Source organism: Alloyangia pacifica (genome assembly GCF_020524285.1).
In the GTDB taxonomy this organism is placed as follows: domain Bacteria; phylum Pseudomonadota; class Alphaproteobacteria; order Rhodobacterales; family Rhodobacteraceae; genus Salipiger; species Salipiger pacificus_B.
Window position 1 is genome coordinate 61,126 of sequence record NZ_JAIVKX010000017.1, and the last position, 26,151, is coordinate 87,276.

Sequence of the window (26,151 nt, forward strand, 5' to 3'; positions counted from 1 at the left end):
TTCATTCGGCGCCCCGCGCGCCAGCCACGTATCCCGGCCGCCCCGGCGGCCTTCCATGGAGGTGCTAAGCCATGACCACTTTCGACGCAAACTGGGTTGCCGCAGAGGAAGCCAAGCGCAAGTGGATGGAGGAGAACGGCCTGTTCCGCGAAGAGCATGAACACTCTTCCTGCGGCGTCGGCCTTGTCGTCTCCATCGACGGGAAACCGTCGCGCAAGGTTGTGGAGGCGGGCATCACCGCGCTCAAGGCGATCTGGCACCGCGGTGCCGTGGACGCCGACGGCAAGACCGGTGACGGCGCGGGCATCCACGTGCAGATCCCCGTCAGCTTCTTCTACGACCAGATCGAGCGCACCGGCCACGCGCCGCGCAAGGACGAGCTGATGGCCGTCGGCCAGGTCTTCCTGCCGCGCACCGACTTTGCCGCGCAGGAAACCTGCCGGACCATCGTCGAGACCGAAGTGCTGCGCATGGGCCACTACATCTACGGCTGGCGCCACGTGCCGGTGAGCGTGGACTGCCTCGGCGAGAAGGCCAATGCGACCCGTCCCGAGATCGAGCAGATCCTGATCTCCAACGCCAAGGGCGTGGACGAAGAAACCTTCGAGCGCGAGCTCTACGTCATCCGCCGCCGCATCGAGAAGGCCGCGGCTGCCGCGGGCATCAACGGGCTCTACATCGCCTCGCTGTCGTGCCGGTCGATCATCTACAAGGGCATGATGCTGGCCGAACAGGTCGCCGTGTTCTACCCGGACCTGCAGGACGAGCGCTTCGAATCCGCCTTCGCGATCTACCACCAGCGCTATTCCACCAACACCTTCCCGCAGTGGTGGCTGGCGCAGCCCTTCCGCATGCTCGCCCATAACGGCGAGATCAACACGATCAAGGGCAACACCAACTGGATGAAGTCGCACGAGATCCGCATGGCCTCGGCGACCTTCGGAGAGATGGCCGAGGACATCAAGCCGATCATCGCGACCGGGGCGTCGGACTCCGCCGCGCTGGACGCCGTGTTCGAGGTGCTGGTCCGCGCCGGGCGCAACGCGCCGATGGCCAAGACCATGCTGATCCCCGAGGCCTGGTCGAAGCAGGCGGTGGAGCTGCCGCAGGCCTGGCTCGACATGTATTCCTACGTGAACTCGGTGATGGAGCCCTGGGACGGCCCCGCGGCGCTGGCCATGACCGACGGCCGCTGGGTCTGCGGCGGACTCGACCGCAACGGCCTGCGCCCGATGCGCTACGTGGTCACCGGTGACGGGCTGCTGATCGCCGGCTCCGAGGCGGGCATGGTGCCGGTCGACGAGTCGACCGTGCGTGAAAAAGGCGCGCTTGGCCCGGGCCAGATGATCGCCGTCGACATGGAAGAGGGCAAGCTCTACCGCGACACCGAGATCAAGGATCGCCTCGCCGGCAGCCAGCCCTTCGGCGAATGGGTCGGCAAGATCACCGAGCTCGACGAGAGCCTCGCGAAGATCTCGGAAAAGCCGCTGTTCTCGGGCGCCGAGCTGCGCAAGCGGCAGATCGCGGCGGGCTACAGCATCGAGGAACTGGAGCAGTCGCTCTCGGCGATGGCCGAGGACGGCAAGGAAATGCTCGCCTCGATGGGCGACGACACCCCGTCTGCGGTCCTGTCCAAGAAGTACCGGCCGCTGAGCCACTTCTTCCGCCAGAACTTCAGCCAGGTGACCAACCCGCCGATCGACTCCCTGCGCGAATTCCGCGTGATGTCGCTGAAGACCCGCTTCGGCAACCTCAAGAACGTGCTCGACGAGAGCTCGGCGCAGACCGAGATCCTGGTTTTGGACACGCCCTTCGTCGCCAACGCGCAGTTCGAGGAGCTGACGAAGCACTTCAACGCCGGTCTGGTCGAGATCGACTGTACCTTCCCCGCCGACGCCGGCGAGGGCGCGCTGCGTGACGGTCTGGCCCGCATCCGGGCCGAGGCCGAGGATGCCGTGCGCTCGGGCGGCGGTCACATCGTGCTGACCGACCACCATCAGGGCGACGGCAAGGTCGCCATGCCGATGATCCTCGCCACCTCGGCGGTGCACAGCTGGCTGACCAAGAAGGGCCTGCGGACGTTCTGCTCGCTGGGCGTGCGCTCGGCGGAATGCATCGACCCGCATTACTTCGCGGTGCTCGTCGGCTGCGGCGCGACCATCGTGAACCCCTACCTCGCCGAGGACAGCATCGCCGACCGCATCTCGCGCGGCCTGATCGAGGGCAGCCTGACCGAGGCCGTGGCGCGCTACCGCGAGGCCATCGACCAGGGCCTGCTGAAGATCATGTCGAAGATGGGCATCTCGGTGATCTCGTCCTACCGCGGCGGTCTCAACTTCGAGGCGGTGGGCCTGTCGCGCGCCATGTGCGCCGAGTATTTCCCCGGCATGCTGTCGCGGATCTCGGGCATCGGTGTGCACGGCATCCAGCAGAAGGCGGAAGAGGTCCACGCGCTCGGCTTCAAGGGCGGCCGCGACGTGCTGCCGATCGGCGGCTTCTACAAGGCCCGCAAGTCCGGCGAGACCCACGCCTGGGGCGCGCAGAACATGCATCTGATGCAGGCGGCCTGCAACAAGGCCAGCTACGAGCTGTGGAAGACCTACTCCAAGGCAATGCGGGCCAACCCGCCGATCCACCTGCGCGACCTGCTGGACATCAAGCCGCTCGGCGAGGCGATCCCGCTGGAGGAGGTGGAATCCATCACCTCGATCCGCAAGCGCTTCGTGACGCCGGGCATGTCGCTAGGGGCGCTCTCGCCCGAGGCGCACAAGACGCTGAACATCGCGATGAACCGCATCGGCGCCAAGTCCGACTCCGGTGAGGGCGGCGAGGATCCGGCACACTTCGTGCCCGAGCCCAACGGCGACAACCCCTCGGCGAAGGTCAAGCAGGTGGCCTCGGGCCGCTTCGGCGTCACCGCCGAGTACCTGAACCACTGCGAGGAACTCGAGATCAAGGTCGCGCAGGGCGCCAAGCCCGGCGAGGGTGGCCAGCTGCCCGGCATGAAGGTGACCAAGCTGATCGCGCGCCTGCGCCACTCGACCGAGGGCGTGACGCTGATCTCGCCGCCGCCGCACCACGATATCTACTCGATCGAGGATCTCGCGCAGCTGATCTACGACCTCAAGCAGATCAACCCGCGCTGCAAGGTGACGGTGAAGCTGGTGGCCTCCTCGGGCGTCGGCACCATCGCCGCGGGCGTTGCCAAGGCGAAGGCCGACATCATCCTGATCTCGGGCCACAACGGCGGCACCGGCGCCTCGCCGGCGACCTCGATCAAATACGCGGGTCTGCCGTGGGAGATGGGCCTCACCGAGGCGCATCAGGTTCTGGCGATGAACAAGCTGCGCGACCGTGTGACGCTGCGCACCGACGGCGGCCTGCGCACCGGGCGTGACATCGTCATGGCCGCGATGCTCGGCGCCGAGGAATACGGCATCGGCACCGCCGCACTGATCGCCATGGGCTGCATCATGGTCCGCCAGTGCCAGTCGAACACCTGCCCGGTGGGCGTCTGTACCCAGGACCCCGAGCTGCGCGACAAGTTCACCGGCAACGCCGAGAAGGTGGTGAACCTGATCACCTTCTACGCCACCGAGGTGCGCGAGATCCTCGCCTCCATCGGCGCGCGCTCGCTGAACGAGGTGATCGGTCGCGCCGACCTGCTGAGCCAGGTCAGCCGCGGTGCGGAGCATCTCGATGACCTCGACCTCAACCCGCTGCTGATCCGCGTGGATGGGGCCGACGACATCGTCTACGACCGCGCGAAAGAGCGGAACGTGGTGCCCGACACGCTCGACGCCGAGATCGTCCGCGACGGCAGCCGCTTCCTCGAGGACGGCGAGAAGATGCAGCTCTCCTACGCGGTGCAGAACACGCACCGCACCGTGGGCACGCGAACCTCGAGCCATATCGTCAGCAAGTTCGGCATGCGCAATGCGCTGCAGCCCGACCACCTGCACGTGAAGCTGACCGGCTCGGCCGGCCAGTCGCTGGGTGCCTTCGCGGCCCCGGGTCTGAAGCTGGAAGTCTCGGGCGATGCCAACGACTATGTCGGCAAGGGCCTGTCGGGCGGCACCATCGTGGTGCGTCCGCCGATGATGTCGCCGCTCACCGCGTCGAACAACACGATCATCGGCAACACCGTGCTCTACGGCGCCACCGACGGCTACCTCTTCGCCGCGGGTAAGGCGGGCGAGCGTTTCGCGGTCCGCAACTCGGGCGCGCATGTGGTGGTCGAGGGCTGCGGCACCAACGGCTGCGAGTATATGACCGGCGGCACCGCGGTGATCCTCGGTCCGATCGGCGCCAACTTCGGCGCCGGCATGACCGGCGGCATGGCCTATCTCTATGATCCCGAGGGCCTGTCCCCGGACCTGATGAACATGGAGAGCCTGGTGACCTGCCCGGTGGCGGAAGAGCACTGGGAAGCCGAGCTGAAGGGCCTCGTCGAGCGCCACGCGGCGGAGACCGGCAGCCGCAAGGCGCTGGACATCCTGCAGAACTGGGAAATCGAGAAGGCCAACTTCGTGCAGGTCTGCCCGACCGAGATGCTCAACAAGATCCCGCACCCGCTGGGTATCGAGAGCGACCTGGCGGTGCCGGCGGAGTAACGCCACCTCCTTCGAGACAATGGAGCGCCCGGACCGCAAGTCCGGGCGTTTTCCGTTGCTTGCCGTGCGCAGAGCGCTTTCCCGCGCGGCCACTCCCGTGTAGATCTGGCCCATGGCGCGAGCAGCAAAGACCACCAAAGGCAAATCGAAGAAGCCCGCAAAGGGATCGGCCAAGACCGCACGGCGACCCAGGCCGCTGCGCTGGCTCGTCACGCGTGCGGTTCAGGCGGCGGTGGCGCTGGCGCTGCTGCTCGGCCTCGCGGTGCTGGCCTATCGCTTCGTGAACCCGCCCGGCAGCTTCTACATGTGGAGCGAGGGGCGTAGGCTTGGCGCCCCGGTGGAGTACAATTGGGTGGATGCCGAGGAGGTGGCGCCGGTCGCGCTGCGCGCGCTGGTGGCCGCCGAGGATGCCAATTTTTGCACCCATTGGGGCTTCGACATGCGGGCGATCCGCGCGGCGATCGCCGAGGGCGGAAACCGCGGTGCCTCGACGATCAGCCAGCAGGTGGTGAAGAACGCCTTCCTCTGGCAGGGCCGCAGCTGGCCGCGCAAGGCGATGGAGGCGGCGCTGACCCCGCTGATGGAGGCGCTTTGGCCGAAGCGCCGAATCCTCGAGGTATACATGAACCTCGCCGAGTTCGACGAGGGCGTCTTTGGCCTCGCCGCGGCCTCGCAGCACTATTTCGGCGTCGCGCCCGCGCAGCTGAGCTCGGCGCAGGCCGCCCGGCTGGCTGCCATTCTGCCCGATCCCAAGGATCGCTCTGCCTCGAACCCGTCGGGCTTCGTGCAGCGCCGCGCCGGGCAGATCCGCGACGGCGCCGCCACCATCGCCCGCGACGGCCGCGCGGCGTGCTTCGAGTAGGCGGGTCTGCGCCGGGTTTGCCCGCCGCTCGCGAGAATAGGCCCAGGCGGATCTCTTTCCCGGCCCGAGGGGCCAATCTTAACTTTCTATAAGTTTCTACGAATTCTCCTCGTTCCGGCGGTCAAAGGGTCGATGCCACGTGCATCGGCCCCATTCTTCGGGAGGCCTGGTCGGGTGACGGGGTATGAGTGAGCCGAATACGTCTGCCGAAGCGCTGGTGTCGCGGCAGATCGCGATCGCGCGGGTGGTCTGCATCACCTTGATGTTCTCGGTTCATGTGAACCCGGGGCTGTCCAGTGACAGCGTGGTTTCGGGCGGGACGTTCAGCTTGGCGGGGGCCATCATCGGTGGCTGGTTTGGCCGGGCCAGCGTCGCCGCGCTCAGCTTCTTCAGCGGCTACGTGATGCTGTCGGCCCTCGAGAGAGGTGATCTCGGGGCATTCGTGCGACGCCGCTTCGCGACACTCATCGTTCCGATGCTGGCATGGAACCTGCTCTATATCGCGGCGCGGGCGGCAGCCCAGTCTGCCGAGGCGGGGTGGGGCTGGCCCGACTTTGCTCTGCCCTGGCTGAGCGCCGAGGCGGTGGGGCTCACCGGGCCAACCGAGAACCTCTCGCTCTTCTTTCTGCGCGATCTCTTCGTCGCTGGCTGTCTGGGTTTTGTCCTTGCGCCGGCGGTGCGCAGGGCCCCTGGCACGGTGCGCTGCGGCGCCATCCTTCTCGCGCTATTTGATCCCGTCGCCGCGCTGCTCTTCCGGCCGACGATCCTGCTGTTCCTTTTGGCCGGGATGGCGGTCGCGCTGCATCGGGTGAACATTGCCCGGCTCAGCCGCGCCGCCATTGCTCTCCCGTTGGGTCTCGGTGCGGCCGGGCTTTCGCTATGCGTGTCCCCGCTGGTCGCGGAGGCCGCGGCAGATCCTTTGGCGGCGGCGGCAGGGCTGGGTGTCGCGGACCTGGCCGCGAACCTCGCGAATATCCTCAAGCGCGTCGCCCTGGTCTTCCTGGTGTTCCTGGTCACCCGACGGATCGCGCAGAGTCGCATCTGCGGTGCCGTTCTCCGGCTGTAACCGGGCATGTTCATCTCCTATCTGAGCCTTCTCATCGTTGTCGGCATCGCCTGGAGACTTTGGGGGCTACTGGTCGGCGACGAGCACGACGCAAGCTACCTGCTGTTCTTCCTGCTCGCGCCGCTTGTGGCCTTGGGCGTGGGGCAATGGGTCGACCTGATGCTCCGCCGCAGTCCGGCACCTTTGCAGCGGGTGCTGCGTGGACGTGTGGCGCCGGGCCACGTCCGGTCGAGGATCGCTGCAATAGGGGAATAGTGCGCTTTTGCCCAATCTGACGCCAGCGCAGTGCCGCAGGCCGTCGAGCGCGTGTCTCGGGTGCATGCCTGAACGGATCGAGGCCGGTCGCCCTGTCGGCCCAACTGAACACTGGCCCTGGGTCTTCCGATGTTCCGCCCCCGGCGCTTGGCATCTCCGAGCCATCACCTGCCCGTGTGCCCATGCCCAGTTGAATCGCCGCCGCTTTCACGGCAAACAGGCGGGAGATTTCCTTCAGACCCGGAGCCGCTTCCCAGAATGGCAAAGCTTTACCACGTGCCGCTCTCGCCCTTTTGCCGCAAGGTTCGCCTGAGCCTCGCCGAGAAGAAGATCGAATGTGAGCTGGTCGAGGAGCGCTACTGGGAGCAGGACGCCGACTTCCTGCGCCGCAACCCGGCGGGCAAGGTCCCGGTGCTGCGCATCGACAACAAGACCATGTCCGAAAGCGCGGCGATCTGCGAATGGCTCGAGGAGAAATACCCCGAGCCCGCGCTGCTGCCGCGCTCTCCCGATGCCCGCTACGAAGTGCGCCGGCTGGTCGCCTGGTTCGACGACAAGTTCCACAACGAGGTGACCTCGAAGCTGCTCTACGAGCGGGTGAACAAGAAGATTATGAAGACCGGCTTTCCCGACTCGGGCAACGTCAAGGCCGGGGCCAAGGCGATCAAGTACCACCTCGACTACATGGCCTGGCTGCTCGATCACCGGCGCTGGCTGGCGGGCGACGTGATGACCCTGGCGGATTTCGCCGCCGCGGCGCACCTGTCGTCGCTGGACTATATCTCCGATGTGGACTGGAACCGCTCGGCGGTGGTCAAGGACTGGTACGCCAAGATCAAGTCGCGTCCGGCCTTCCGCTCGATCCTCGCCGACCAGATCCCCGGCTTTCCGCAGCCCGCGCATTACGCTGACCTCGATTTCTGACGCTTGCGCGCAGACCCGGACGTGGTCTGCGCGACATGGCGCGGGGGGATGCCCCGCGCGCGACCGGCGGCGCTGAAGGCCACCGGAAAATTGCCCACCGTGATCCGCTTTTCGCCCTTGCGCAACACTGCGCCGGGGCCTGACGCTCCATGCGTGGTTCGAAGCCTCCGCGGTTCCGCCACGGCTGCGAATGGCGACCCAACGCATCCGATCTCGTAGAAGCCCTGAATGCGGACCGCCGTACCGCTGCCGACCGCCGCGGTTGCAGTAGGCGTGGCGCGAGCGTATACAGCAATAAATGGTAAAAAATGAAAAATCATGAGCGCAGTCGATAAAAGCCCGCCGCCACTCACCGGCGACGCCTGGGAGGCGGAGCGCCAGCAGCTCCGCGATGAGCTCGGTGCACGAGTGAAAGCCCTGCGGCAGGCCTGTGGCTTCACGCTCGAGGTCGCGGCACAGCGCACCGGGCTGGCGCTCTCGACGATCCACAAGATCGAAAACGGCCGGGTCTCGCCCAGCTACGAGAACCTCGTCCGCATCGCGCGGGCCTATGGCATCGGCATGGAGCGGCTGTTCTCGACCGAGCAGGAGCCGCTGCAGACCACCCGGCTGGCAGTGACCCGCGCCGGGCAGGGCCGTAAGGTCCGTGTGAAGAACTTCGAGTACGAGGTGCTCTGCAACACGCTTGCCGAGAAGAAGATCATCCCGATGGTCACCCGTGTCGAGCAGCGCCCGCCGCTCGCGCGCGACGAACTGGAATCGCACGACGGCGAGGAAACGGTCTTCGTGCTGTGTGGCCGGGTCGAGCTGACCGTCGAGCACTACGCGCCGGTGATCCTCGAAGCGGGCGACTGCGCCTATTTCGACAGCACGCTCAAGCACGGGCTGCGCGCGGTGGACGACACCGAAACCCGAATCTTCTGGGCCTGCACGCATATCGACGTGGACCAGTGATCCGCTCCGGGTCGCCCGTCCATCAGTACCAACCCGAAGGAGACCGCCTGACCATGGCCGAGCAACATATCATTTCCGTCGACGGGCTCATGGCCCGGGTCCAGGCGATCTTTGAAAAGAGCGGGCTGAGCCGCGACAATGCCCGGGCCGTGGCGCATGTGATCGTCGCGGGGGAACGCGACCATTGCAAATCGCATGGCATCTACCGGATCGAGGGCTGCCTGCGCGTCTTGGCGGCGGGCAAGGTTGCGCCCGACGCGGTGCCGCAGGTGCAGGACAGCGGCAAGGCGGTGATCGAGGTGGACGCCGGCGGCGGCTTTTCCAACCCCGCCTTCTACGCGGCCAAGGACACGCTCGTCGCGCGGGCGCGCGAGACCGGGCTGGCGGCGCTGGTGATCCGCGACTGCCTGCATTTCTCGGCGCTCTGGCACGATGTCGAGGCGCTTGCCGAAGAGGGACTGGCCGGGCTGTCCATGTGCCCCAGCTATGCCTTCGTGGCACCGGCGGGCGGCAAGGAGCCGCTGCTCGGCACCAACCCCATCGCCTTCGGCTGGCCGCGCCCGGGCCCGCACCCCTATGTCTTCGATTTCGCCACCAGCGTCGCCGCGCGCGGCGAGATCGAGCTGCACCGCCGCGCCGGCACGCCGATCCCCGAGGGCTGGGCCGTCGACAAGGATGGCAATCCGACCACCGATCCAGATGCGGCGCTCGATGGTGCCATGCTGACCTTCGGCGCGCACAAGGGGTCGGCGATCTCGACCATGGTCGAGCTGCTGGCGGGGGCGATGCTGGGCGAGTTCATGAGCAAGGAGGCGCTCGATTTCATGGGGGGTGGCGGGCTGCTGCCGCGCCACGGCGCGCTGGTGCTGGCGCTCGACCCGCAGACCTTTGCCAAGCGCTCGGGCCGCGATCCCATTGCCGAGGGCGAGACGCTGCTGACCGCGATCAGCGGGCAGGGCGCCCGTCTGCCCTCGGAGCGCCGCTTTGCCGCGCGCTCGAAGGCGCTGTCGGAGGGGATCGTCCTGACCGACGCGGAGATGGCGCAGCTCGACCGGTTCGAGTCCGAGGGGCTCGCCGCGCTGGACGGCTGAGCTGTCCTCATCGGGAATTGCAAGGGCGCGGGGCAGGTCCCGCGCCTTTTTGCTGTCTGCTCCCCGGCGGCCTGCGGATAGCGCTCCGCTCCCGAAGGTTGGTGTGCCGGACGCCGAAATTCTTCAACCGTTTCGCGCCGACGGGCTGGCGGCGCCTTCGGAGCAATGTGAGACGATTGCGCAAGGGTGCGCAGCGCAATACCGGGCCATGCCTCGGTCCTGAAAGGGGGTCGGACCGGCATCGCAATCGCGAGTCTACCGGACGTACTCTGCCGGTGCGCGATCTCATGGCCGCATCCGTTCTATCCTGCGCGGGGTGAGAAAATCCGAGCGTCGCACGATCCCGCGGAGGCGCGGCGCTGCCGCGACGCCCATCGTCCACGCCCTTGACTGTCAACCTGAGCCCCGGCGATAAGTCCGCAACGGAGGAGGTCACTTGCGTCTCGCTTGGCTCATCATTCTGCTCGCGGCGCTCTTCGCCGGGCCGCTCACGGCCCTGGCAGGCAGTCCTTCGCCGCTGACTCATGACAGCGCCTGCTGCAAGATGGAGGGCGGAATGGCGCCGCATTCGGACGGGGTCTGCGCGCATGCCTCTGCCTGCTGTACCAGCGCCGAAACAGCTTTGTCGCATGATCTCTACCTTCCCGCGTCCGCGGCGCTGGCCGTCGGCTTGCCGGAGGCAACCCGCGGCCACTCGATCAGCACGTCTGCAGAGCCCCCACCGCCGCGCGCCTGACGCGCTTGAAGCTGCCGGGCCGCGTCCCGGCATTCCAGCTATTCGGGCCGGTCAAAACGGCCCCACGTCAGGACCTGATCATGAAGAAATACCTCATTCCCGCCCTCGGTGCCCTCTGCATCGGGGCCATCGGATACGCCTTCTGGCCCACCGAGCCCGAAACCGCCGCGCCGCAGGAGGGCGCCGCCATTGCGGCGGTCACCCTGCCGGACTCGCTCTCACCGCAGGGGGAACTGGGCAAGCGCGCCTTCGATGCGGTCTGCGCCGCGTGTCATGGTGAAAATGCCGCCGGCAAGATGGGCTTCGGCCCGCCGCTGGTTCACAAGATCTACGAACCGTCGCATCATGGCGACATGGCCTTTCTTGTCGCCGCGCAGCAGGGTGTCCGGGCACACCACTGGAAGTTCGGGAACATGCCGCCGCAACCCCAGCTGACACAGGGCGAGGTGAAGACGATCATCGCCTACGTCCGAGAGCTGCAACGCGCGAACGGGATCAACTGAGATGAGCTTCACACGACGCGCCTTCTGCACCGGACTTGCCGCGGTTCCGCTGACGCGGCCCGCATGGGCACAGGCGGAGGCGCCCCGCCTGACGGCGCGCACGGCCACCATCCAGCTCGCTCCGGAGGGCTACCCGGCGACCGAGGTCTGGAGCTACGACGGCCTGCTCCCCGGGCCCCAGATCCGCGCGCAGCAGGGCAGCCGTCTCTCGCGGCGCCTGGTCAACGATCTGCAGGTGCCGACCTCGGTGCACTGGCACGGCATCCGCATCGACAATGCGATGGACGGTGTGGCCGGGCTGACGCAGGAGCCCGTGCCGCCGGGCGCGAGCTTCGACTACGCGTTCGATCTGCCGGATGCCGGAACCTACTGGTACCACGCGCATACCAACTCCATGGAGCAGGTCGCGCGCGGCCTCTCCGGCGCGCTGATCGTCGAGGAAAACGCGCCGCCCGACGTCGATCGGGACGAGGTTCTGATGCTCGACGATTGGCTTCTCGACCCCGAGACCGGCGGGTTCGCCGGGGATTTCGAGGCGCCGATGATGCGCAGCCACGCGGGGCGCATGGGCAATCTGACCGGGATCAATGGCCGTTTCGATTTCTCGCTCGAGGCGCAGCAGAACGAGCGCCTTCGTCTGCGGCTGATCAACGCCGCCAACGCGCGGATCTTCGTGCTGCGGCTCGAGGGGATGACGGGCTGGACGGTCGCGCTCGACGGCATGCCGCTGGCGCAGCCCGAGCCGGTGAGCGCCGAGATCATCCTCGCCCCGGCGCAGCGGGTCGATCTGATTGTCGATGTCACGGCTGAAGAGGGCACGCCTGCCGCGCTGCTCAGCTACGCCGACGATGACAGCTGGCAGGCGCTGGCCGAGGTGACGGTGAGCGGTCTGAAGAGCGCCGCGCCACGCGCGGCCCCCGCGCCCCTGCCGCCGAACCCGCGCATGCAGGTGCCGGGTGTCGCCGAGGCGGAACTGCGCGAGATGCGGATGGAAGGCGGCGCGATGCGCGGCATGGCCTCGGGCCGGTTCGAAGGCCAGGACATGGATTTCCAGCAGCTGGTGCAGCGCGGGCAGTTCTGGGCGCTGGCCGGCCAGGTGGGACGCGGCGAAGCGCCCTTTGCCCGCTACGCGCGGGGGGAGACCGCGCGCATCCGGCTGGTCAACGACACCGTGTTCCCGCATGCGATGCATCTGCATGGCATGCATTTCCGCACGGTCGCGGCGGATGGGTCTCTGGGCCCGATGCGCGACACGGTGCTGGTCATGCCGCAGGAAAGCGCGGAGATCGCCTTTGTGGCCGACAACCCCGGGAAATGGCTGCTGCACTGTCACATGCTCGGCCATGCCGCCTCGGGGATGACGAACTGGATCGAGGTGGCCTGAAGCCACCGCGCAGATTGTATGACGGATCGGCGGGGCGAGGGGATCCCCCGCGCCGCCGGTCACACGCTCAGGCCGTGGCCCGCACCTGCAACTCGGTCATCATGCCCGTCGCCAGATGCCCCATGTGGTGGCAGTGCATCATCCAGCGGGCCGCCTCGCCCGCGTCGAAGGCGACCGTGACCGAACCCATGGCCGGCACGAAGACCGTATCGCGCAGCGCGCCCTGCACGGGTTGATCTCCGACCGCGACGACCTGGAAGACATGGCCATGCAGGTGCATCGGATGCGCCATCATCGACATGTTGTGGAACATCATCTCGACCCGCGCGCCCCGGGGTACCGTGATTGGCCTGTGATCCTCCCAGACGGCGTCGTTGATCGTCCAGGCGTAGGGGTCCATGGTGCCACCGAGCATCACCATCTGGCGAACATCCGGTTCCCGGGCCGCGAGCGGTGAGGCGGCGCGCAGGGCAAGCTCCTGCCGCATGTCGCCCGCGACGGGCGGCGTCTCGGTCTCGGCACGGGTCGACAGGCGCGGCACCGCGGCGCCCTGGGGTGCGAGGATGACGCCGGTCTGCTCGTGTGCGCCTTCCCGGAGCGCAAGGACCGGTCGGGCGAGGCCGTCGCCGGGCAGATCGAGGTCGATTTCCATGCGCTGACCCGAGGCGATGGGAAAGCGCGTGCCGGGCAGCGGCGCGACCGGGTCGCCGTCCACCACGACCAGCCGGGCCTGCAGTCCGCCGGTGTCGATCCAGTAGGCGGTCATCGACGAGCCGTTGATGATCCGCAGCCTCACACGGCCGTTGCGCTCGACCGTTACGACCTCGGGATCGTCGAGCGTGCGGTCGTTGGTGAGATAGGCATCGAAGTCGAAATCGTTGAGGTCCATCGGCATCTCGGCCATGGCACCCATACCGGACATGTTGCCCATGCCCGACAGTCCGCCCGTCGGGGCTGTGGCCTCGCCGTGGTGCATGGCGCCATGGTCCATCGGGGCCGGATCATGCGCCCCGCCATGGTGCCCGCCGGTGCTGCCGGAGGTCTCGGCCAGCACTTCTTCGGGGGATTTGAAGCTGAAGTCGTGCAGGAACATCACCACCTCCTGCCGGTCGGCAGCGACATCTTCGGCACTGCGCACGATCAGCGGGGCTGCGAGCATGGCGATCTCCTGCTGCGGGATGTGGCTGTGCATCCAGAGGGTGCCGGGGCGCGGGGCGAAGTCATAGGCGCGGCGCTCGCCGACCTTCAGCATTGGGTTGGTGTTGGGTGCGCCGTCCTGCGCGTTGGGCGGGATCTGCCCGTGCCAGTGGATGATCGTCTCCACATCGAGGCCGTTGGTCAGATCAACGGCAAAGCGCTGGCCCGGATCGAGGGTCAGCCCCTGTCCACCCGTGTCATTGGTCAGCCCCATGACGGTGGCGGCACGGCCGTTCACCTCGACGGTGCGGGTGCCCGCGGTGAGCGACAGCCGGTCCGACGCCGCCCGCGCCCTTGCGGGCAGCAGCAGCGAGGCGGACACGGCGGCGGAAGCGGCCAGAAAGCCGCGGCGGGAATATCGGGTCATGATGATCTCCGGAAAATGAGGTCTTGCGAGGCGGGACCGCGTCCCGTGGAGATCAGTTTCGGGGAGGGGGTGAGGAGGGGGCGAAATCCTGAGAGGGCAGGGAGACATCGACGCGCGACGCCACGACCCGGGAGACATGCGCCTTGCCGGGCCCGGACAGACCACCGATGCGGGCCGCGTCCACCGGCAGGCAATGCGCTTCGCACATCTGGGCGTGGCTCTTGTGGTCGCTCTCGCCATTCTCGGCGGCGGGCTGCTGCGCAGAGTGGTTCGCATGCGCCGCGGCGCTGGCATGGTGATCGCAGCAGAGTGCGCTGAACGCCATCGCGCGCACCGGCCCGGCCGGCAGCGCGGTCCAGACCCCGAGCAGGGTCAGCAGAAGCAGGCGAAACACGATCGGTGTCATGGCGCGACGCTACGCCCAACGCGGGTCGGCGTCAGATCACGTTCGCGGCATGGGGGTGTGGTCTGCGCGAAGGTTCGCGAGGTCAATGCGACCGCGATGAGGGCGAGCACAGGGGAGTTTGCCGTGGGAACCAAGGGCCCCTGTGGGAAGGTGCCAGGACCATGCGCACTATCCGGGCGGCGCGGAGATCTCCGCCTGATGCGCGCGCAGTTCCTCGGGCCAGGTCGATTTGATGTAGGTGAAAATGGCCTCAATCTGCGCGTTTGTAAGCTGATCACCGAACCCCGGCATGTTGCTCTCATAGCCGTTGCCGACCACCGCGGCGGTGCCGAGCTTGGTGATCCGGAAGAGCACATCGTCGGGATGATGCCATGTGTGGCCAGAGGCGTCATGCGGGGGCGCCGGGAGGCGCCCGTCGGGACCGGGCCTGCGCCAGTTCGGCTGTCCTTCAAGGTTCGCTCCATGGCAGGCGGCGCAGGTCTCGGCATAGAGCGCCTCGCCCTCGGCGATCTGCGATGTCTCCGCCAGGGCGGTTTCGGCCCCGGCGAAGACCAACCAACCCGCCAGCGCAACCAGAAGCAGCACGACAAGACCCAGCCACCTCACAGCTTCACCCCGCGCAGCCGTAGCGCGTTGCCGATGACCGAGACGGACGACAGGCTCATCGCCGCCGCCGCCACGATGGGCGAAAGCAGGATGCCGAAGAACGGGTAGAGGATGCCTGCCGCCAGCGGCACCCCCGCCGAGTTGTAGACGAAGGCGAAGAAGAGGTTCTGGCGGATGTTGCGCATGGTCGCCTCGGCGAGGTGGCGCGCCCGGACGATGCCGCCGAGGTCGCCCTTCACCAGCGTGACGCCGGCGCTTTCCATCGCCACGTCTGCGCCGGTGCCCATGGCGATGCCGACGTCGGCGGCAGCCAGCGCCGGGGCGTCGTTCACCCCGTCGCCGGCCATGGCGACAGACAGCCCCTCGCGGCGCAGTTTCTCGATCAGCGCGTGCTTATCCTCGGGGCTGACCTCGGCTTGCACCTCGTCGATATTGAGCTCCCGCGCGACCGCCTCGGCCGTGGCCTTCGCATCGCCGGTGGCCATGACGATGCGCAGCCCGGCCTCGTGCAGGGCGCGGATCGCCTCGGGCGTGCTCTCCTTCACCCGGTCGGCGACCGCGACCAGCCCGGCGGGGCGCCCGTCCACGGCGACGAACATCGCGGTCTTGCCGTCTTTCTGGAGCGCGCTCGCCCGGTCCTTGAACGGGCCGAGGTCCACGCCTTCATCCGCCATCAGCGCCGCATTGCCGAGCGCCACGCGCTGTCCGCCGACGCTGCCGGTCACGCCCTTGCCGGTGACCGCCTCGAAGTCCGAGGACTCCCGCTCCGGCGCCCCGGCATCTCGCGCGCCCGCGGTGATCGCCTCGGCGAGCGGGTGCTCGGAGCCGCGTTCCAGCGCGGCGGCGAAGGCCAGCAACTCGGTCTTGTCCATGCCCTCCGCCGGTTCGGCGTCCGTGAGCGTCGGCTTGCCCTCGGTCAGCGTGCCGGTCTTGTCGACCACCAGCACACCCACCTTGGAAAACCGCTCCAGTGCCTCGGCGTCCCGGATCAGCACGCCTGCCTGCGCGCCGCGCCCGGTCGCCACCATGATCGACATGGGCGTCGCGAGGCCGAGCGCGCAGGGGCAGGCGATGATCAGCACCGAGACGGCTGCGACGAAGGCATAGGAAAGCGCCGGGGACGGGCCGAAGACCGTCCAAGCGAGAAAGGCCAGCACCGCCACGCCCACGACCGCGGGCACGAAATAGGCCGCCACCCGGTCCGCCATCGCCTGGATCGGCGCGCGCGAGCGCTGCGCCTTGGAGACCATCTCGACGATGCGCGACAGCGTGGTCTCGGAGCCGACATTCTCGGCCCGCATCAGGAAGCTGCCGGTCTTGTTGAGCGTGCCGCCGGTGACCGGCTCGCCTTCGGTCTTCTCGACCGGCACCGGCTCGCCGGTGATCATACTCTCGTCCACGGAAGAGCGCCCCTCGGTCACCACGCCGTCCACCGGCACGCTCTCGCCGGGACGCACGCGCAGGATGTCGCCGGAGGCGACGTCATCCAGCGGAACGTCCTCCTCCGCTCCGCCCGTCACCCGCCGCGCCGTCTTGGGGGCGAGGTCGAGAAGCGCGCGGATCGCGTCCCCGGTGCGCTCGCGCGCGGCCAGTTCCATGACCTGGCCGACCAGCACCAGCACGAGGATCACCGCTGCCGCCTCGAAGTAGACCGGCGTCATGCCCATCTCGTCGCGCATCGCCTCGGGGAAGAGGCCGGGCGCCAGCAGTGAAACGATGGAAAAGACATAGGCCGCCCCGGTGCCGAGCGCGATCAGCGTCCACATGTTGGGCGAGCGGTTGACGATCGAGGCCCAGCCCCGCTTGAAGAACGGCCAGCAGAGGATCACCACCGGCGTCGCCAGTGCGAACTGAACCCAGCCGAAGAGTGTATGTCCGATCCAGTCGGCGAAGGGGATGCCGATGTGCGCCCCCATCTCCAGCACGAAGACCAGCGCCGCCAGCGGCGCGGTGATCTTCAGGCGGCGCTTGAAGTCGACGTATTCGGGGTTCGGCCCGCTGTCCGCCGAGGGGGTCATCGGCTCCAGCGCCATGCCGCACTTGGGGCAGTCGCCGGGCGCATCGCGGATGATCTCGGGGTGCATCGGACAGGTGTACTTCGTGCCCTCGGGCATCGGCTCCGGCGCGGGGCGGTCGCCGAGATAGGCTTCAGGCTCCGCCTCGAACTTCGACTGGCACCGCTCGGAGCAGAAGTAGACCTTCTCGCGGTCGTGCTTCAGCATATGGGCGGCCGTCGAACGGTCGACCTCCATGCCGCAAACAGGGTCGGTCGCGGTGAGATAGGCTTCCGGATCGGCGCGGAACTTCTTGCGGCAGCCCTCGGAGCAGAAGTGGTAGAGATGTCCGGCGTGTTCGAGGCTGGGCTTGCCCGCCTCGGGGTCCACGGTCATGCCGCAGACCGGATCGCGGGTCACCGCCTTAGCCGCGCCATCCGGCGCGGCGGCATGTGTGTCGTGAGCATGGGCCATGGGAACCTCCCGGCGAGGGTGTCAGTGTCCCATGATGATTTGGGGTTCCAGTAGGGGGAAGGTCAAGAAATTCCCTCGACCCGCCGATTCTGATCGCAAGAGGCCCTACTCGCGATAGTCCGCGTGGCAGGCCTTGCAGGCCCCGCCGAGGTCGCGCAGCGCGGGGCCGAGATCGCCGGGCTGTGCCACCTCCAGAGCAGCGGACCGTTGCTGCAGATCACCAGCCTTGGCCGCGAAATCCTCCCAGTTCTGCCAGATCGCGGGACGGGCCTCGGATTTCTCGACGATCACTTCGTCTTCAAACTGGGCCGGGATCTGCGCGGCCTCCTCGCTCAGACGGTCCAGCGCCGCCTGCGCTTCTGCCGCATCGAAGGCCTGCTGGCCCTTGGCCATCGCGCCCAATGTCTTGAGCTGGGTGCTGAGTGTCTTCATCCCCTCCATGCGGGCAAGGACGGTTTCGTTCTCGACGCCACCATGGGCAAGCGCCGCGCCGGCGGCGGTGACGGCGATCATCGCCGCAAGTACTTGGGTCTTCATCCTGTCTCCTCGTTGGCGGCCCGGTCTCGCTGGCCCGGTCTCTTTGTCTTTTCGTTCGCTATCTCAGTCGTTCGGGGCCAGAGCATAGGTCGCCCGGAAGCCGGAGAGGACCCTAACGCGACACGTCCCGCGATCCCAAGCCATTTGCCTTCGCAAAGTTAAATTGCCTCGATCGCCTTCTCGAGCATCGCGCGGACCTCTCCGGCAACGCCAAGCAGCTCGGGATTGTCGATTGCCGACATGGACGCCTGCGGGTCGACCGCGCTCACCTCCACGTCGGCGCCCACCTGACGCAGGATGACATTGCAGGGCAGCATCGCCCCCACCTTTGGCTCGAGCCCGATCGCCGCGTGCGCCATCTTCGGGTTGCAGGCGCCGAGGATCAGGTAGCCGGGCATATCCTCATCCAGCTTCTTCTTCATGGTGGCCTGAACGTCGATCTCGGTGAGCACACCGAACCCCTGCGCCTTGAGCGCCTCGCGGGTGCGTGTGTCGACCTCTGCGAGGCTGGCGCCGGGAATGGTTCTGTCGATGCTATAGCTCATGGTCTGGTCTCCTTCTTGTTGCGATGGCGCCCCGATGCAGGAGGAATGCGTGTGGGGCGCTTTGCGTTCCAAATTTGGAATGTGATCTTCGGATTGCGGTGGATCAATGCGGTATCGCTGCACGGGGATCAGCCTACGGCCATGTCATTTCCCGAAAGGAGGACATGATGAAACGTCTTGCGTTCGCATTGATGAGCCTGGCCTCGCCCGTGCTGGCCGATCCGGACGGATACGGCCACATGACGGACTGGGGGTACGGCCACGGTGTGACCATGATCTTTGGTCCGGTCCTGTGGCTCATCGTTCTGGGGCTGGTGGTGGTCGGCGTGGTCTGGTTCTTCCGGCAGCACGAGCAGGGCGGCGCCTCGCGCAGCCGACAGAGCGCCCTGGCCGAACTCGACATGCGCCTCGCCCGCGGCGAGATCGAGCCGGAGGAATATACCGCCCGAAAGAAGCTGTTGGCGGGCTGACGGTGCACGCGCCGGGACCGGCTTTGGCGGCCCCGGCGCGTCGCAATCACTCTCATACTATCAGGCCTGCACAGCCGGATAGCCTGCATCGCGAAGCGCCTGCAGGATCAAGGCCTCGTTCCGCGCGCCGCTGATTGCAACGGTCTTCGACGGCAGGTCGCAGGCGGCATCGGCGGCAGGGTCCGCTGTCTTGACGGTCTCTTCGATCGTCGCGACGCAATGGCCGCAGCTCATGTCTTCGACTTTGTAGGTGCTCATGTTCGGCTCCTTCGAGTGTGTATTGACCAATGAAGTGGGAGCTTCCCGCGCTGGAAGGTCAGTGGCCGGGGCTCCGCGCGCTCACATCTTTTCCTTCACGCCTTTGCGAATGAGCCACCAGTTCACGGGGTAGGAGGTGGCAAAGCCGCAGAGCATGGCGATCTGCATCATGAACCAGAACTCCGGTGTCGGAACCTCGAGCTTCACGCCGAGAACGTGCTTGAAGATCCAGAAATGCGCCACGGCCATGAAGCCATACATGCCCACCTGCCAGGCGGTCAGCGAAAGCGCGTCCGCCTTGACTGCCTGAACGAGGCCCTGCACGGGCGAGAGATCGCGCATCGGCTTGATGGTGAAATACTGGAAGGCCACGCCGAACAGGAAGGCGAGGATGAAGTCGAGGATCCAGACCGCGAAAATCTTCTCGGCAAACAGGCTTTGCCAGCCGAACCAGACCGCGATCGCCGGCACGGCAAAAGCCAGCCACTCGGCGATGATGTCCCCCAGCGCGCAGCCGCTTCCGCAATGCGCAGCGCCCTTGGCGGCCATTGCAGGGAACGGGGTCTGCGCCTTGCTCGGCATCTCTTCTCCGCGCTGCATCGCCGGATGCGCGCGGCTGTGCGCGGCAAGCTTGCCGTAGGTGAAGTAGCCCCAGAGCGCCAAGACGTGGGCAAAAAGTGCGACCGCAGGCCAGACGATGTTCATGATCCACATGTGCTGCGGGTCGCGCTTTTCGTCGATGGCGATGACGAGGGCCGAGAACCCCCCTGCAAGAAGCGAAAGGGTTGAAATCCAGTGCAGCCAGGTTGGGATCATGAGGGGCCTCCAGTTGTCTTCCGGCCCTGCACCTGTTGCAAAATCCATCCTCGCCAAGGCTCCGCGAGCGCTTTTCCGGCCCTTTTCGGAACCCTCCCGCGCTGGAAGGTCGTTGAGGGATTGGGAGCCCTATACGCCGGAGGAGACCGATGCCCCTTGATGCTCAGCAAAAGACAGCGCAGCTCTACCGAATGGCCATGCCCGGCCATCTTTGCCCCTTCGGCCTCAAGTCGAAGGACCTGCTGGAACGAGAGGGGTTCGAGGTCGAGGATCACCTACTTGAGACCCACGACGAGACCGAGCGCTTCAAGCAGCGGCATGACGTCGAGACCACGCCGCAGGCTTGGATCGACAATGAGCGGATCGGGGGCTACGACGCCCTGCGCGAATATTTTGGCAGACCCCTGCGCGAGGAGGGCGAGACGACTTACACGCCGGTGATCGCGATCTTCGGCGTTGCCTTCCTGATGGCGCTGGCGGTCGGCTGGGCGGCGCTCGGAACCGTCCTGAGTGTCCATGTGCTCGAGTGGTTCATCGCGATCTCGATGACCCTGCTCGGCATCCAGAAACTTCAGGACGTGGAGGGGTTCTCCACGATGTTCCTGAACTATGACCTGCTTGCCCGCCGATGGGTCAGATACGGCTACCTCTACCCATTCGCCGAAACCCTCGCCGGGGTGCTGATGATCGCCGGCGCGCTGACGTGGCTCTCTTCGCCGCTGGCCCTGTTCATCGGCACCGTCGGAGCCGTCTCCGTGTTCAAGGCCGTCTATATCGACAAGCGAGAGCTGAAGTGCGCCTGCGTCGGCGGCGGGAGCAATGTGCCCCTGGGGTTCGTGTCGCTCACCGAAAACCTGATGATGATCGCCATGGGGCTCTGGATGGGGCTGCGGTTCCTTCTTGCGCTCTGACCAGCTTTCCTGCGGCGGCCCTCGACCTCTTTGAGATCACTCGGATCGCCGCCGTCCAAGCGCAAACGTACTTGCGCCTGCGTGCTGTCCCGGTGTCTCTTCGCGGCACCGCAGCAAGACGGACACGCCCATGTCAGCGCCCACCGATCAAGACATGAGAGTTGCGACACGCCTCCCCGCCGGCATCTGGGCGCTGGGCTTCGTGTCGCTGCTGATGGATGTCTCCTCCGAGATGATCCACGCGCTGCTGCCGGTTTATCTGACGGTCGGGCTGGGCGCGTCGACGCTGGCGGTCGGCCTCATCGAAGGGATCGCCGAGGCCACTGCGGCGATCACCAAGGTGTTTTCCGGCGCACTCTCGGACCGGATCGGGCGGCGCAAGGAACTGGCGGCGCTCGGCTACGGGCTCGCGGCGGTGACCAAGCCGGTGTTCCCGCTGGCCTCTTCGCTCGGCTGGGTGGTCGCCGCGCGGTTCATTGACAGGGTGGGCAAGGGCATTCGCGGCGCGCCGCGCGATGCACTGGTCGCCGATCTCGCGCCGCCCGGGATGCGGGGCGCGGCCTTCGGTCTGCGCCAGTCGCTCGACACGGTGGGGGCGTTTCTCGGCCCGCTCATCGCGGTCGGCCTGATGTGGCTGTTCGCGAATGATTTCCGCAGCGTGTTCTGGGTTGCCGTCCTTCCGGCATTCCTGTCCGTCGGATTGCTGCTGTGGGTGGTGCGGGAGCCCGCGCATCCCGCCGGCAGGCGCAAGGTGCGCAACCCGCTCGCGAAGGCGGAACTGAAGCTGCTTGGCCCGGTCTACTGGTGGGTCGTGGTCGTCGCGGCGCTCTTCACGCTCGCGCGGTTCAGCGAGGCCTTCCTGATCCTGCGCGCGCAGAGCGCGGGCACCCCGTTGATGCTGGTGCCGCTTGTGCTTGTCGGGATGAACCTCGCCTACGCCCTCTCGGCCTGGCCGGTGGGGGTGCTCTCCGACCGGATCGGCAGGATGGGGCTGCTGCTCTGCGGGCTCGGCCTTCTCATCGTGGCTGATCTCATTCTGGCGCTGTCGCCTGGGCTCGCAGGGATTGCCGTCGGCCTGCTGATCTGGGGGCTGCACATGGGCTTCACGCAGGGCCTGCTGTCGGCGCTCGTCGCCGAGACGGTGCCCGAGGAGCTTCGCGGCACCGCCTTCGGCATGTTCAACCTGGTGACCGGCGTGGCCCTGTTGATCGCCAGCCTGCTGGCCGGGGCGCTCTGGGAAACCTATGGGCCGAGCGCCACCTTCCTCGCCGGGGCGGGATTTGCGGCGATCTCGGTGCTGGGACTTCTGCCGCTGCGGGGGCAGCTTGCCGGATCCTCGAAGGCCGGGTGAGCCGTCGCCGTCAGGTCAGCGTCAAAACCGCGGTGGGAAGTCCATTATTCGTTTCCACCGGGTGGCGACCCTCGGAGGTCTGTTCGAGGAGCAGGGTGCAGGGCAATAGGGGCAACGTGCTGCCGATGTTTATCGTCGTCTATCAGAGGATGCAGACTGCACGAGGCTCTCGTGGCGCCCAATTTCGGTTGCGCCCAGCGTCGAGACTTTCTGGTGCCGCTGCTGGTAGTCGGTTGCCAGTTCCCTCGTAGGCGCCCGCCAATCGGCCGGGTCAGTCCTCCTCGAGCAGCGTGCGCGGGGTGAACCCGTAGATCTTCTTGAACGCCTTGCCGAAGTAGGAGCTGTCGTTGAACCCGAAGGTGAAGGCGGCCTCGCTGACGTTGCGCACCCGCCGTTCGCTCAGCGCGGCGTAGGCCGCCGCGAGCCGCTGCGACTGAAGCCAGGCCATCGGTGTTGTGCCGGCGTCGGCGAAGAGACGCGCCTGCGTGCGCATCGAGACGTTCTGCGCGTCGGCGACCTCCGCGAGGCCCAGATCGCCGTTCTCCATATTGTCGCGCATGTAGCGCTGGATCTGCAGCAGCAGCTTGCCATTCCGCCCGCCGATGAACCGGTCTTCCACGCCCGCGAGACCGCTCTCGATCGAGGCCGCGATCATGTCGAGCAGCGCGCTCAGGAAGGCGGCCGTGGGCGGGTCGCCTTCGCCGAGCTCCGCCGCCTCCTGCATCAGCGCCCCGACGATCCGTCCCTGCGGCGTGCGCCCGGACAGAACCCGGCCGCAGAACCGGTCCAGCTCCGAGAACCGGGCCATGGCAAGGGCCCGTGGGATCTTCAGCGTGGTGCAGGTGTAATCGACCTCGCTGTGGTGCTGATAGGGGCGGGCATTGGAGTAGAGAAACACGTCCCCCGGCCCGGCCAGGCCTTCGCGCGCGTTCTGCGCGACCAGCGTCTCGCCGGAGGTCATGAGAATGGCGTAAAAGTCGTCGGAGGGATTGCGCCGGAGGTCCACCGGCCTGCGGTCATATGTGATGGGAACCGAGACGCAGTTGCTGACCACGAGCGGGCCGAGCGCAGAAACCTGCAGGCTCGCGCGGAAGGTGGCAAGGTCGCCGAGGGTCGCCTCGCAGGGGGCGTAGGTGGCGCAGATGACATCGTTCCAGAAGGCGAGGCGGTGCCGCGGGGTCTGTTGGTCGGGGGCAAAAAACTCGGTCATGCAGCCTGTCTTCGGTGCGGCAGCTTCCCGGCATGGATCGCTGCGCGGCGGCCCGCGGAGTGGCGACACCGCCTGCCGCCGAGAAGGGGCGCTTGGCCTCCTCCGGTCTCTCCCGCCAAGGCTCAGGCACTGGCCCGGGCGGCGCTGGCCGAGCGGCAGCAGCTCCGGGAGGTTTCGCTGGAGACATCTTTGGCGGGCGTGAATGGGATGGCGGGATCCTCGGGGATGGCTGCGGAAAGAGTGTAGAGGGCACGGGTCCGAAGGGCTTTGCTGCCGTTGCCAATTTTCCCGACCGTCTGTGCCAGAGCGCGCCGGGGTTCAGGAAGGGCAGGGCGGCGACGATCGACTGGGGTTACCGCGCGCAGGCCAGCGTGGCGAGCAAGGAGCCGTGCCCGCCGGTGGCGCCGCCAGGAACCGCGGCTGCCGCGCTAACAAGCGTGGGGCAGGTTCTGGCGGTGACCAGGCCGGAGCTGGAGGCGCGGGCGAAAAGAAGTTCTTCCATCGGGCAACAAAATCCGATGGCACCCTTGCGGCCAGCCGCGAAACCCGGCTTCTTCGCACCGATCTGACCACCCGCCGCGCCTGCGCGCCCGAGCCGCAGGTGGCGCAGGCCCTCGAAGCCCTCGCCGCGGCCCACGCCGGGCGCCGTCGGCCAACGCAACTGAAAGACCGGAGACACCGATGACCATGTCCCCCGAAGAGAAACAGACCCGCGAAGAGCTGGCCGCCTGCTACCGGCTCGCCGCGCTGCATAAATTTACCGACCTGATCTACACCCACACCACCGCACGGGTTCCGGGCGAGGACGGGCACTTCCTGATCAACCCCTACGGCTGGCGCTGGGAAGAGATCACCGCTTCGTCGCTGGTCAAGATCGACGTCGATGGCAACAAGGTGGACGGCAGCCCGCAGCGGGTGAACCCGGCAGGCTTCACCATCCATTCGGCGGTGCACATGAACCGGCACGACGCGGCCTGGATCATGCACACCCACACCCGCGCCGGCGTGGCGGTGTCCTGCATGGAAGAGGGGTTGCTGCCGCTCAACCAGATCTCGCTGCAGTTCGCGGGTCGCATCGGCTACCATGATTTCGAAGGCATCGCGCTGGATCTGGAAGAGCGGGAGCGCATCGTGGAGGACCTTGGCGATCACCCGGTGCTGATGCTGCGCAACCACGGGCTCATCGCGACCGGCCGCAGCGCCGCCGAGATGTTCAACAACATGTTCTACCTCGAGCGCGCCTGCGAGATTCAGATCGCCGCCACCTCCAGCGGCCGGCCGCTGCGCCTGGTGAGCGAGGAGATCGCCGCCCGCGTGCACAAGCAATACGTGCAGATGAACGAGGAAGACGGCGACCTCGAGCTGGAATGGCAGGCCCATCTGCGCTCGATCGAGGGTGTCGGCGCGGATTTCCGGGCCTGAGCCTGCGGCGGGACCAGCCGGGCCTGCCAATAACGCCCACCCGGGAATGCATTCCCGGGCGGGCGCACTAGGTCCGCCGGTAAGGCGGGCGTCGGCCCGTCCGAGGGCCAAGACAGAAGGAAGGCAATCTCTTGAAACAGGTGACGATCAAAGCGCCGGGCGGGCTCGACAATCTCGTTGTCAGCGATGTCGCGGAGCCCGCGGCTCCCGGCGCGGGCGAGATCACCGTGCGCCTGCACGCGAGCTCGCTCAACTACCACGACTACCGGGTCTGCGCCATCGAGGGCGCCCTGCCGGACGGGCGGATCCCGATGGCCGACGGGGCGGGCGTGGTCGCGGCGGTCGGCGCAGGTGTCGAGGAGTTCGCGGTCGGCGACGCCGTGGTCTCGGGCTTCTTCCCCGACTGGCTGGACGGCGATGACCGGCCCAGCGATTTCTCGACCACGCCGGGCGACGGGCGCGACGGCTACGCGCGCGAGCGGGTGACGCTGCCCGCCACCTGGGTCACCCATGCGCCCGAGGGCTGGAGCCACGAGGAAGCGTCGACGATCACCACCGCCGGGCTGACCGCCTGGCGTGCCCTGGTGGTCGACGCCGGGATCAAGGCGGGCGACACCGTCGCGGTGCTGGGCACCGGCGGCGTGTCGATCTACGCGCTGCAGCTCGCCAAGGCGATGGGTGCCACGGTGATCGCGACCTCGTCCTCGGACGCGAAGCTCGAGCGCCTGCGCGACCTCGGGGCGGATCATGTCATCAACTACCGCAGCACGCCCGAGTGGGGCGAGGAGATGCGCCGCATCACCGATGGGCGCGGCGTCGACATCGTGGTCGAGGTCGGCGGTCCGGCCACGCTGGCGCAATCCATCGTCGCGGGGCGACCCGGCGCGCATATCGCGCTGATCGGCGTGCTCACCGGCCGCTCCGGCGAGATCCCCACGGCGCTGCTGATGGCGCGCCAGCAGCGCCTGCAGGGGCTGATCGTCGGCTCGCGCCGGCAGCAGATCGACTTCGTCCGGGCGCTCGAGACGCTGGAGCTGCGCCCAGTGATCGACCGCCGCTTCGCGCTGGCCGATCTCGCCGAGGCCTTCCGCTACCAGGAAAGCGGCGCGCATTTCGGCAAGATCTGCGTGACCATGTGAGCCAAGTTGGAGCCTGAACGGTGGTCACCCTGAGCCGGGTGGCCACCCTCGTGCCGCGGG

At 67.3% G+C, this 26,151-nt stretch carries 24 protein-coding genes; 14 read left to right on the forward strand and 10 right to left on the reverse strand.

All coding sequences use genetic code 11. The features are described 5' to 3' along the window. The first annotated feature begins 71 nt into the window (after positions 1-71). The 9 genes from gltB (at position 72) to LC039_RS21020 (ending at position 12,388) form a co-directional block, all read left to right on the forward strand. Positions 72-4,613, forward strand: a complete 4,542-nt coding sequence (gltB, locus tag LC039_RS20980; RefSeq protein WP_226628023.1) for a glutamate synthase large subunit — start codon at positions 72-74, stop codon at positions 4,611-4,613. Between the two features lie 112 nt (positions 4,614-4,725). After that, complete coding sequence (gene mtgA / locus LC039_RS20985) at positions 4,726-5,475, forward strand: monofunctional biosynthetic peptidoglycan transglycosylase (protein WP_226628025.1); 750 nt, start codon at positions 4,726-4,728, stop codon at positions 5,473-5,475. 184 nt (positions 5,476-5,659) lie between these two features. Beyond that, complete coding sequence (locus LC039_RS20990; RefSeq protein ID WP_226628026.1) at positions 5,660-6,541, forward strand: acyltransferase family protein; 882 nt, start codon at positions 5,660-5,662, stop codon at positions 6,539-6,541. 6 nt (positions 6,542-6,547) lie between these two features. Then, a complete protein-coding gene (locus tag LC039_RS20995; protein ID WP_226628028.1) occupies positions 6,548-6,796 on the forward strand; it encodes a hypothetical protein in 249 nt (82 codons plus the stop codon). Between the two features lie 258 nt (positions 6,797-7,054). Beyond that, on the forward strand, positions 7,055-7,720 hold the full coding sequence (locus LC039_RS21000) for a glutathione S-transferase family protein (protein ID WP_226628030.1): 666 nt from the start codon (positions 7,055-7,057) through the stop codon (positions 7,718-7,720). Positions 7,721-8,038: 318 nt separating this feature from the next. Then, complete coding sequence (locus LC039_RS21005) at positions 8,039-8,674, forward strand: helix-turn-helix domain-containing protein (protein ID WP_226628031.1); 636 nt, start codon at positions 8,039-8,041, stop codon at positions 8,672-8,674. 53 nt (positions 8,675-8,727) lie between these two features. After that, complete coding sequence (locus LC039_RS21010) at positions 8,728-9,765, forward strand: Ldh family oxidoreductase (RefSeq protein WP_226628033.1); 1,038 nt, start codon at positions 8,728-8,730, stop codon at positions 9,763-9,765. 816 nt (positions 9,766-10,581) lie between these two features. Continuing rightward, complete coding sequence (locus tag LC039_RS21015; protein WP_226628034.1) at positions 10,582-11,004, forward strand: c-type cytochrome; 423 nt, start codon at positions 10,582-10,584, stop codon at positions 11,002-11,004. Between the two features lies 1 nt (position 11,005). After that, positions 11,006-12,388 (forward strand): multicopper oxidase family protein, encoded by a 1,383-nt coding sequence (locus LC039_RS21020; RefSeq protein WP_226628036.1) that lies wholly within the window; start codon positions 11,006-11,008, stop codon positions 12,386-12,388. A 67-nt stretch (positions 12,389-12,455) separates the two neighbouring features. Here the strand turns inward: LC039_RS21020 and LC039_RS21025 are convergent, their stop codons facing one another. The 6 genes from LC039_RS21025 to LC039_RS21050 all read right to left on the reverse strand — a co-directional run bounded on the left by LC039_RS21025 (position 12,456) and on the right by LC039_RS21050 (position 18,514). After that, complete coding sequence (locus LC039_RS21025) at positions 12,456-13,952, reverse strand: multicopper oxidase family protein (protein ID WP_226628037.1); 1,497 nt, start codon at positions 13,950-13,952, stop codon at positions 12,456-12,458. A 52-nt stretch (positions 13,953-14,004) separates the two neighbouring features. After that, a complete protein-coding gene (locus LC039_RS21030) occupies positions 14,005-14,346 on the reverse strand; it encodes a hypothetical protein (protein WP_226628039.1) in 342 nt (113 codons plus the stop codon). Between the two features lie 180 nt (positions 14,347-14,526). Then, a complete protein-coding gene (locus LC039_RS21035; RefSeq protein ID WP_413463854.1) occupies positions 14,527-14,964 on the reverse strand; it encodes a c-type cytochrome in 438 nt (145 codons plus the stop codon). Further along, entirely contained in the window at positions 14,961-17,432 is a 2,472-nt protein-coding gene (locus LC039_RS21040) for a heavy metal translocating P-type ATPase (protein WP_226628041.1), read from the reverse strand. The genes LC039_RS21035 and LC039_RS21040 overlap by 4 nt, the downstream gene beginning before the upstream one ends. A 105-nt stretch (positions 17,433-17,537) precedes the next feature. Next, complete coding sequence (locus LC039_RS21045) at positions 17,538-17,969, reverse strand: c-type cytochrome (protein WP_226628042.1); 432 nt, start codon at positions 17,967-17,969, stop codon at positions 17,538-17,540. A gap of 158 nt (positions 17,970-18,127) precedes the next feature. Continuing rightward, positions 18,128-18,514: a DUF302 domain-containing protein gene (locus tag LC039_RS21050; protein ID WP_226628044.1), complete on the reverse strand. Its 387-nt coding sequence runs from the start codon at positions 18,512-18,514 to the stop codon at positions 18,128-18,130. A 167-nt stretch (positions 18,515-18,681) separates the two neighbouring features. Between LC039_RS21050 and LC039_RS21055 the strand changes: the two genes are divergently transcribed. Next, positions 18,682-18,984 (forward strand): SHOCT domain-containing protein, encoded by a 303-nt coding sequence (locus LC039_RS21055; protein ID WP_226628046.1) that lies wholly within the window; start codon positions 18,682-18,684, stop codon positions 18,982-18,984. Between the two features lie 60 nt (positions 18,985-19,044). Here the strand turns inward: LC039_RS21055 and LC039_RS21060 are convergent, their stop codons facing one another. Beyond that, positions 19,045-19,242 (reverse strand): heavy-metal-associated domain-containing protein, encoded by a 198-nt coding sequence (locus LC039_RS21060; protein WP_226628047.1) that lies wholly within the window; start codon positions 19,240-19,242, stop codon positions 19,045-19,047. Positions 19,243-19,323: 81 nt separating this feature from the next. Continuing rightward, entirely contained in the window at positions 19,324-20,058 is a 735-nt protein-coding gene (locus LC039_RS21065; protein WP_226628049.1) for a DUF4396 domain-containing protein, read from the reverse strand. Between the two features lie 149 nt (positions 20,059-20,207). On the opposite strand from LC039_RS21065, the gene LC039_RS21070 reads away from it, so the two are divergent. Continuing rightward, positions 20,208-20,969: a glutaredoxin family protein gene (locus tag LC039_RS21070; RefSeq protein ID WP_226628050.1), complete on the forward strand. Its 762-nt coding sequence runs from the start codon at positions 20,208-20,210 to the stop codon at positions 20,967-20,969. 154 nt (positions 20,970-21,123) lie between these two features. After that, positions 21,124-22,320: an MFS transporter gene (locus LC039_RS21075; protein ID WP_226628051.1), complete on the forward strand. Its 1,197-nt coding sequence runs from the start codon at positions 21,124-21,126 to the stop codon at positions 22,318-22,320. A gap of 271 nt (positions 22,321-22,591) precedes the next feature. Here the strand turns inward: LC039_RS21075 and LC039_RS21080 are convergent, their stop codons facing one another. Together LC039_RS21080 and LC039_RS21085 are read right to left on the reverse strand one after the other, a co-directional pair. After that, positions 22,592-23,530: a helix-turn-helix domain-containing protein gene (locus LC039_RS21080; protein ID WP_226628052.1), complete on the reverse strand. Its 939-nt coding sequence runs from the start codon at positions 23,528-23,530 to the stop codon at positions 22,592-22,594. 352 nt (positions 23,531-23,882) lie between these two features. Further along, positions 23,883-24,191: a hypothetical protein gene (locus LC039_RS21085; RefSeq protein ID WP_226628053.1), complete on the reverse strand. Its 309-nt coding sequence runs from the start codon at positions 24,189-24,191 to the stop codon at positions 23,883-23,885. Here LC039_RS21085 and LC039_RS21090 point away from each other — a divergent pair. Continuing rightward, positions 24,113-24,952, forward strand: coding sequence for a class II aldolase/adducin family protein (locus LC039_RS21090; protein WP_264179635.1), 840 nt, complete (start codon positions 24,113-24,115; stop codon positions 24,950-24,952). The two genes, LC039_RS21085 and LC039_RS21090, sit on opposite strands and share 79 nt — an antisense overlap. 140 nt (positions 24,953-25,092) lie before the next feature. Next, positions 25,093-26,091 (forward strand): zinc-dependent alcohol dehydrogenase family protein, encoded by a 999-nt coding sequence (locus LC039_RS21095; protein ID WP_226628055.1) that lies wholly within the window; start codon positions 25,093-25,095, stop codon positions 26,089-26,091. Positions 26,092-26,151 lie beyond the last annotated feature (60 nt).